This is a genomic window from Pseudomonas sp. 2835, assembly GCF_050435905.1.
Taxonomy (GTDB): domain Bacteria; phylum Pseudomonadota; class Gammaproteobacteria; order Pseudomonadales; family Pseudomonadaceae; genus Aquipseudomonas.
The window spans coordinates 261,551-269,168 of the sequence record NZ_JBNDLE010000009.1 but is presented as its reverse complement, the minus strand read 5'-3'; the positions used below and the strand labels follow the sequence as shown (position 1 = coordinate 269,168).

Annotated in this window: 8 protein-coding genes; all 8 read right to left on the bottom strand. The window is 59.5% G+C overall.

From position 1 onward, the window contains the following. Positions 1 to 102 precede the first annotated feature (102 nt). The 8 genes from msrQ to ABIE20_RS16050 all read right to left on the bottom strand — a co-directional run bounded on the left by msrQ (position 103) and on the right by ABIE20_RS16050 (position 7,602). Positions 103 to 723 (bottom strand): protein-methionine-sulfoxide reductase heme-binding subunit MsrQ, encoded by a 621-nt coding sequence (gene msrQ / locus ABIE20_RS16085; protein ID WP_429505871.1) that lies wholly within the window; start codon positions 721 to 723, stop codon positions 103 to 105. Next, positions 723 to 1,736 (bottom strand): protein-methionine-sulfoxide reductase catalytic subunit MsrP, encoded by a 1,014-nt coding sequence (gene msrP / locus ABIE20_RS16080; RefSeq protein ID WP_429505869.1) that lies wholly within the window; start codon positions 1,734 to 1,736, stop codon positions 723 to 725. Before msrP ends, msrQ begins: the two co-directional genes overlap by 1 nt. A 63-nt stretch (positions 1,737 to 1,799) precedes the next feature. After that, the gene (gene pssA / locus ABIE20_RS16075; protein ID WP_010223018.1) at positions 1,800 to 2,657 is read right to left on the bottom strand and encodes a CDP-diacylglycerol--serine O-phosphatidyltransferase; all 858 of its coding nucleotides are present in this window, start codon (positions 2,655 to 2,657) and stop codon (positions 1,800 to 1,802) included. 146 nt (positions 2,658 to 2,803) lie between these two features. After that, complete coding sequence (gene ilvC / locus ABIE20_RS16070) at positions 2,804 to 3,820, bottom strand: ketol-acid reductoisomerase (RefSeq protein WP_429505867.1); 1,017 nt, start codon at positions 3,818 to 3,820, stop codon at positions 2,804 to 2,806. 50 nt (positions 3,821 to 3,870) lie between these two features. Further along, complete coding sequence (ilvN, locus tag ABIE20_RS16065) at positions 3,871 to 4,362, bottom strand: acetolactate synthase small subunit (protein WP_010223016.1); 492 nt, start codon at positions 4,360 to 4,362, stop codon at positions 3,871 to 3,873. 2 nt (positions 4,363 to 4,364) lie between these two features. Further along, positions 4,365 to 6,089: an acetolactate synthase 3 large subunit gene (locus ABIE20_RS16060; RefSeq protein WP_429505865.1), complete on the bottom strand. Its 1,725-nt coding sequence runs from the start codon at positions 6,087 to 6,089 to the stop codon at positions 4,365 to 4,367. A gap of 422 nt (positions 6,090 to 6,511) precedes the next feature. Beyond that, positions 6,512 to 6,841, bottom strand: a complete 330-nt coding sequence (locus tag ABIE20_RS16055; RefSeq protein WP_429505863.1) for a YqcC family protein — start codon at positions 6,839 to 6,841, stop codon at positions 6,512 to 6,514. Then, positions 6,841 to 7,602, bottom strand: a complete 762-nt coding sequence (locus ABIE20_RS16050; protein WP_429505862.1) for a hypothetical protein — start codon at positions 7,600 to 7,602, stop codon at positions 6,841 to 6,843. Before ABIE20_RS16050 ends, ABIE20_RS16055 begins: the two co-directional genes overlap by 1 nt. Positions 7,603 to 7,618 lie beyond the last annotated feature (16 nt).

Genomic DNA, 7,618 nt, shown 5'->3' with positions numbered 1-7,618 from the left:
CTTGAACCTCTAACTCTTTGAAACTCAAGGAGTTTTCAGTTCCGACTGCGCCGGAAGTGGGGCGAATTATAGACACATCCGCGGGGGCGTCAAGGGTTTATTTCAGCTTTGTTTCAATGGCGGCGCTTTGCGCGTTACCAGCCGCGGAATTCGCCGCTCAAGCGCGGGAATGCGCAAGGCCAGCAAGAACAAACCAACAACGGCGTATATGGACCACTCTTTAAGATCGGCGCGCACCACCCAGAGAAAGTGCAGCAACCCCAACCCGAGGATGACATACACCAGCTTGTGCAGTTTCTTCCAGCGGGCCCCCAGGCGACGCTGACTATAGCGGTTGGATGTCACTGCCAAGGTCAGCAGGCCGACAAATCCCAGCATGCCGACAATAATGTAGGGACGCTTGATCAACTCCACCCCTAACTGCCCCCAATCCAGGCCAAGCACGAAGAACATGTAGGCACTCAGGTGCAGCACTATATAAGCAAAGCACCACAACCCCAGCTGGCGCCGTGAGACGATCCAGCCCGACCACCCCGTAAGGCGCTGCAAGGGCGTCATGCTCAAGGTGATCAACAGGAAGATCAAGGCCCCAAGGCCCAGGCGATCGACCAGTATCTTACCTGGATCGGGCCCAAGGGCCTCCATGGCCGCTTCATACAACCACCACAACGGCCAGATACTGGCCAGGATAAAGATGCCAAGCCTGAACAGTGGATAGCGCATCAGTAGTTCTTCCGCAGATCGAGACCGTTGTACAGCCCTGCCACTTCTTCGGCATAGCCATTGAACATCTGTGTCGGCCGCACATTGGGACTGAACAGGCCGCTAGGCAAACGCCGCTCACGAGCCTGAGTCCAGCGCGGGTGATCTACCTCGGGGTTCACGTTGGCGTAGAAGCCATATTCATCCGGGGCAATCGCCTGCCATGTGCTACGTGGCTGCTCTTCGACCAGGCTGATGCGCACGATCGACTTGATACTCTTGAAGCCGTACTTCCATGGCACCACCAGGCGCAACGGCGCACCGTTCTGGTTGGGCAGTTCGCGCCCGTACATGCCGACGGCAAGAATCGCCAGCGGGTTCATCGCCTCATCCAGACGCAAGCCTTCTATATAGGGCCAGTCGATCAGGGCAAAACTTGAGCGCTGACCAGGCATGGTCTTCGGATCCTGCAACGTTTCGAAGCGAATGTAGCGCGCCTTGGAGGTTGGCTCGACCTGCTTGAGCAGCGCCGATATCGGAAAGCCCAACCAGGGAATGACCATCGACCAGGCCTCCACGCAGCGCAGGCGATAGATACGCTCCTCCAGCTGATAGGGCTTCATGAAGTCTTCAAGGGCATAGCGCCCGGGCTTGCCGACCTCGCCATCCACCACCACGGTCCACGGCTCGGTTTTCAGGCTGCCGGCATTGGCCGCCGGGTCACCCTTGTCGGTGCCGAACTCGTAGAAGTTGTTGTAGTGGGTGGCATCCTTGAATGGCGTGGTCGCCTCTCCTGGCGCTGTCACCGCCTGCCACTTGGTAGCAACGAGCTTGTCGCTGAACCAGCTCGGCGCCCTGCCCGCCTCTACATCGACATAGCGCGACGGATCGGCAGCATTGGCCCAGCGCGGCAGCGCGGTTGCCGCGATGGCAGCCAGCGACCCGCCGAGCATGGCGCGGCGCGAGACATAAAGGGATTCGGGGGTGACATCCGATTCTTTGCAATCGGAGGCTTTGGGCAGCTTGATGAGCATGATGGCTCCGTAGAACTGGAGGACTGATGCACCAGTAGACTACGGAGCCCGAGCGAAATTACATCACTCGATATTTTTGCGTCTACGCATGCGCAACAGGTATTGCACAGGGCCGGAGGCGGCGTAGCCGAGGAACACCAGCAGCAGGATGCGCGGCGGGTCACTGAAGACTACCGCGAACACCAGCACCACGGCGAGGATCGCTACGAACGGCACGCGCCCTTTGAGATCCAGCTCCTTGAAGCTGTTGTACTTGATGTTGCTGACCATCAGCATGCCAGCTGCAGCCACCAGCAGCGCCACCAGGAACGACAGCTTCGAACCCTGGATGCCGTAGTCGCTGAAGGCCCAGACGGTACCGGCCACCACACCGGCTGCCGCCGGGCTGGCCAGGCCGATGAAGTAGCGCTTGTCGGCCTTGCCGACCTGGGTGTTGAAGCGCGCCAGACGCAGCGCGGCGCCAGCCACATAGATGAAGGCGACCATCCAGCCGACCTTGCCCATGTCACCCAGGGCCCAGCCGAAGGCCAGCAATGCCGGGGCGACACCGAAGGCGACCATGTCCGACAGCGAGTCGTACTCGGCACCGAAGGCGCTCTGGGTGTTGGTCATGCGTGCCACGCGGCCGTCCAGGCCATCGAGGACCATGGCGACGAAAATGGCGATGGCGGCGAAGGCGAAATACTTGCTCGCCTCGCGTGGATCACCCGCACTGAGGGCCGCCTGGGCACTCATGGAGTTGATGATCGAATAGAAACCGGCGAACAGGTTCGCAGTGGTGAACAGGTTGGGCAGCAGATAGATGCCGCGATGCCGAACCTTGCGTCCTTCGGCGTCATGCCCTTCTTCAACATGCTCATCGATCGGTAGCAGGCTTTCGGCGTCAGAGGCCTTGTTCGGCTCTTCGGGACGTTCGCTCATGGACATTACCTTGCAACGGTGTGGAAAGTTTCGACAGACGTCTGCGACGAGGGTTCGCCGACAAACGATGAAGCTTTATACCAGAAGCTGACCGCCTAAACGAAAAAACGCGGCCGAAGCCGCGTTTTCATCGCATCAGGACAAGATCAGTTCTTGGCCTTGTCGACGATTTTGTTCGCCGCGATCCAAGGCATCATCGAGCGCAGTTGCTCGCCGATGACTTCGATGCCGTGGGCAGCGTTGTTGCGACGCTTGGCGGTCATCGAAGGATAGCCGGTGGCGCCTTCGCTGATGAACATCTTGGCGTACTCGCCGTCCTGAATGCGCTTCAGAGCGTTGCGCATGGCCTGACGGGATTCGGCGTTGATGACTTCAGGGCCGGTCACGTACTCGCCGTATTCGGCGTTGTTGGAGATCGAGTAGTTCATGTTGGCGATGCCGCCTTCGTACATGAGGTCAACGATCAGCTTCAGCTCGTGCAGGCACTCGAAATAGGCCATTTCTGGCGCGTAGCCCGCTTCAACCAGGGTTTCGAAACCGGCTTTGACCAGCTCGACGGTACCGCCGCACAGAACGGCTTGTTCGCCGAACAGGTCGGTTTCGGTCTCGTCCTTGAAGGTGGTTTCGATGATGCCGGTACGGCCGCCACCGACGCCAGCGGCGTACGACAGGGCAACGTTCTTGGCATTGCCGGAAGCGTCCTGGTAGACCGCGATCAGGTCAGGGATGCCGCCGCCTTTGACAAACTCGGAGCGTACGGTGTGACCTGGCGCTTTTGGCGCGATCATGATTACGTCCAGGTCGGCACGTGGAACGACCTGGTTGTAGTGGATGGCGAAACCGTGGGAGAAGGCCAGAGTGGCGCCCTTCTTGATGTTCGGCTCGACTTCGTTCTTGTACAGCTGGGACTGGAACTCGTCCGGGGTCAGGATCATGACCAGGTCGGCACCGGCAACAGCGGTCGCTACATCGGCAACTTTCAGGCCGTGAGCTTCGGCTTTGGCAACGGTGGCCGAACCTTTACGCAGACCGACAGTGACGTCCACACCGGAGTCTTTCAGGTTGCACGCCTGAGCGTGGCCCTGGGAGCCGTAACCGATGATGGCAACTTTCTTGCCCTGGATGATGGAAAGGTCACAGTCTTTGTCGTAATAAACTTTCATGAAAATACCCCTGTTATCTCGGCCCATAGGGCCATCGCTAATTTTTTGAGTTAGATGCTGAGCACTTTGTCGCCACGGGCAATGCCGGTAACGCCGCTGCGCACTGTTTCGAGAATGGACGCGGTACCGATGGCCTGAATGAAGCTGTCAAGCTTGTCGCTGGCGCCAGTGAGCTGAACGGTATAGACGCTGCTGCTGACATCGACGATCTGCCCCCGATAGATATCGGTGGTGCGTTTGATCTCGGCACGCTGGGCGCCCGTGGCCTTGATCTTGACCAGCATCAGTTCACGTTCGATGTGCGCGCTTTCCGAAAGGTCGACCAGCTTGACGACTTCAACCAGCTTGTTCAGGTTTTTGGTGATCTGCTCGATCACCTCATCATGACCGACCGTGGTCAACGTCAGACGCGACAGGGTCGGGTCTTCGGTTGGCGCCACCGTCAGGCTTTCGATGTTGTAGTTACGCTGCGAGAACAGGCCGACCACGCGAGACAAGGCACCGGGTTCGTTTTCCAACAGCAGGGAAATAATGTGCCGCATGATTAGGTACGCTCCGTCTTGCTCAGCCACATGTCGCGCATGGAGCCGTCTTTGATCTGCATCGGGTAGACGTGCTCGCTGTTGTCGACCTGGATATCGATGAACACCAGGCGGTCTTTCATGGCGAACGCTTCCTCGAGCTTGGGCTTGAGGTCTTTCAGGCTGGTGATGCGGATACCCACGTGACCATAGGCTTCTGCCAGCTTGACGAAGTCAGGCAGCGATTCCATGTAGGAGTGCGAGTGACGGCTGTTGTAGGCCATGTCCTGCCATTGGCGGACCATGCCCAATACGCCGTTGTTCAGGTTGACGATCTTAACCGGCAGGTCGTACTGCAGGCAGGTCGACAGCTCCTGGATGTTCATCTGGATGCTGCCCTCGCCGGTAACGCAGGCAACGTCCTGGTCCGGGAAGTTCAGCTTGATGCCCATGGCCGCCGGGAAACCGAAGCCCATGGTGCCCAGGCCACCGGAGTTGATCCAGCGGTTGGGTTTGTTGAAGCGGTAGTACTGCGCCGCGAACATCTGGTGCTGACCAACGTCGGAGGTAACGAAGGCATCGCCCTTGGTCACTTCGCAGAGGGTCTCGATCACGGTCTGTGGCTTGATCACGCTGCCGTCGCCCTTGTCATAAGGGAACATATCGCGATCGCCACGCCATTCTTCGATCTGCTTCCACCAGGCGTCCATGGCGGCCTTGTCCGGCTGCTCGCCGATTTCGCGCAAGGTCGCGACCATTTCGGTCAGCACGCTCTCGACCGGACCAACAATCGGCACGTCGGCCTTGATGGTCTTGGAGATCGACGCCGGGTCGATGTCGATGTGGATAACCTTGGCGTTCGGGCAGAACTTGGCCGGGCCGTTGACCACGCGGTCGTCGAAACGCGCACCGACGGCGAAGATCACGTCAGCGTGGTGCATGGCCAGGTTGGCGGTGTAGCTGCCGTGCATGCCGAGCATGCCGAGGAACTGGCGATCGGTACCCGGATAGCCGCCCAGACCCATCAAGGTATTGGTGACCGGCAGGTTGAGCATCTGCGCGACTTCGGTCAGGGCTGCAGAGCCGCCGCCGAGGATGACGCCACCACCGGCATAGACCACTGGACGCTTGGCAGCCAGCAACATCTCGGCAGCCTTGCGGATCTGCCCCGAGTGACCACGAACAGCCGGGCTGTAGGAACGCATCTTGACCTTTTTGGGGTAGACGTATTCGAACTTTTCCGCAGGGTTGGTCATGTCTTTGGGGATATCGACCACGACCGGGCCCGGGCGACCGGATTGCGCCAGATAAAAAGCTTTTTTCAGGATTTCAGGAATTTCCGAAGCATGTTTGATCATGAAGCTGTGCTTCACGATCGGCCGGGAAATACCGATCATGTCGGTTTCCTGGAAGGCATCGGTACCGACCATGGTGCTTGGCACCTGACCGGAGAGGATGACCATCGGAATGGAGTCCATGTACGCGGTGGCAATACCGGTAATGGCATTGGTCGCGCCTGGACCCGAGGTCACCAGTACCACGCCGGCCTTGCCGGTGGCACGGGCGTAACCGTCCGCCATATGGGTAGCTGCCTGCTCGTGACGAACCAGGATGTGGCTTACTTCCGGTTCTTTGAACAGGGCATCGTAAACATGAAGGAGAGCACCACCAGGGTACCCGTAGATGTGCTTAACGCCTTCGTCACGCAAAAAGCGGACGACCATCTCAGCGCCAGATAAAAGCTCCACGTTGTTCACCTCTAAAACGCCAGAATACCGTCCACGGTGGACGGGTCTTAATAGGTTTACTGCCAAGCAGAGCATGAGCGACGAAATCGCCGACTACGTCAGCACTGACTGAGCAAGTATTGGGAGCGCCCCAAAGTGTTGCGGGGTTTTCCCACCCAGCGCGAGGTAACGCGTTGCGGGGTGTAACAGGTCGGCGCGGGTGTGCGCCTCATGATCTGCTTAGCGGGTCTGCTTCTGGCAGTCCCTCTACAGCGGAATCTGGATTCTTCTTTTTCGGCGCGCGCAAGTCAAGAAAAATTATTGCCAATTTCGCGCAAGGACGATCCACAGCCACCACTAATGCCATCGACAGCAGCAGAAAAACAAAGAACAGAAACAAAAAGAGCCACAATCTGTGGCTCCAAGGGTGAAAAGAGGGAAATTCAGGCAGATGGACTGATCAATTGGTCAAACTCTGCTAGCAGCCTGCGTAGCTCGCGGCTTTGCTCCGGGCGATCGACGTATACCGTTTCAGCCATGACCAGAATCCCGGAAGCATTTGGCAGCGCTAGCCCCTTCTCGAGAATCACTTTCATTCTTGGCAGGAAGATCCACTGCAACCACTGATCGAAGTTCATGCTGTCGACCGCAAAGGGCACCGTACTGGCCAGTGCCTCGGGGCTGGGCGGCTGTTCGCTCCACCAGCCCTGGACGTGCAGTTCGCGCTCGATCAACAGCAAGTGATCGGCGATATCGAGGATGCGTTGATCCATTACAGGTTGACCTGGGCTTTCTGCCGGGCCAGCGCGGCACCGGCCGAGTCACCCTGCTTCTCGCGCGACTGGGCAATGATGTTCCACAGCCCCGCTTGCAGGTCTGGGCGACCGTTGGCGTAGGTCAGGGCGCGGCGAGCCAGTTGCTCGGACTGCGCAGCATCGCCCTGGGCCAGGCGTACCTGGGCTAGACGGTAAAGCACCTGCGGCTCACGCGGGGCAATGCGCTGGGCACGCTCCAGGCTCGACGAAGCGCCGTTGTAGTCGCCGCCGCTCTGCTGTTGCTGAGCTGTGGTCAGCAGCGCCAGCACCGGGCCGTCGAGTTGTTCGTCAGCCGACAGGCCGCCGCTGGCAGCGCTGGAGCGCGGAATGCCGCTCGGCGCACTCGGGGCGCTGGTGCTCGGCATGGTGTAACTGCCGGCGTTGCTCGAGCTGCTGTCGAACGGCGTCGAACTGCTCGGCCCCGGGGTAATGGGGCCAGTGCTGATCGGCGCGGCGCCGGTGGACGCCGGGAAAGTCTGGATCGGTGCGGCGCCGGAACCCTGCGGGACCATGACCATCACCCCGGAGTCCTGCGGCACGGCTTGCGCCTGGCGTGTACCGTTATTGACCTGCGCCGGCGCGCCACGGTTGGCCGTGACCCGCTCGCTGTTGGAGACCCGGGTACTGGAGTCGACCACGGGAATGGAGCCGCGCGGATTGCTGGCGCAGCCATTGAGCAAAGCCAGCGCCGTCAAGGCTGGAAACCACCACTTGTTCACTGCACACCCTCTCTAG

Coding starts and splice junctions, on each gene's coding strand:
- msrQ (WP_429505871.1), bottom strand. CDS start 723: ATGCGCTATCCACTGTTCAGGCTTGGCATCTTTATCCTGGCCAGTATC.
- msrP (WP_429505869.1), bottom strand. CDS start 1,736: ATGCTCATCAAGCTGCCCAAAGCCTCCGATTGCAAAGAATCGGATGTC.
- pssA (WP_010223018.1), bottom strand. CDS start 2,657: ATGAGCGAACGTCCCGAAGAGCCGAACAAGGCCTCTGACGCCGAAAGC.
- ilvC (WP_429505867.1), bottom strand. CDS start 3,820: ATGAAAGTTTATTACGACAAAGACTGTGACCTTTCCATCATCCAGGGC.
- ilvN (WP_010223016.1), bottom strand. CDS start 4,362: ATGCGGCACATTATTTCCCTGCTGTTGGAAAACGAACCCGGTGCCTTG.
- ABIE20_RS16055 (WP_429505863.1), bottom strand. CDS start 6,841: ATGGATCAACGCATCCTCGATATCGCCGATCACTTGCTGTTGATCGAG.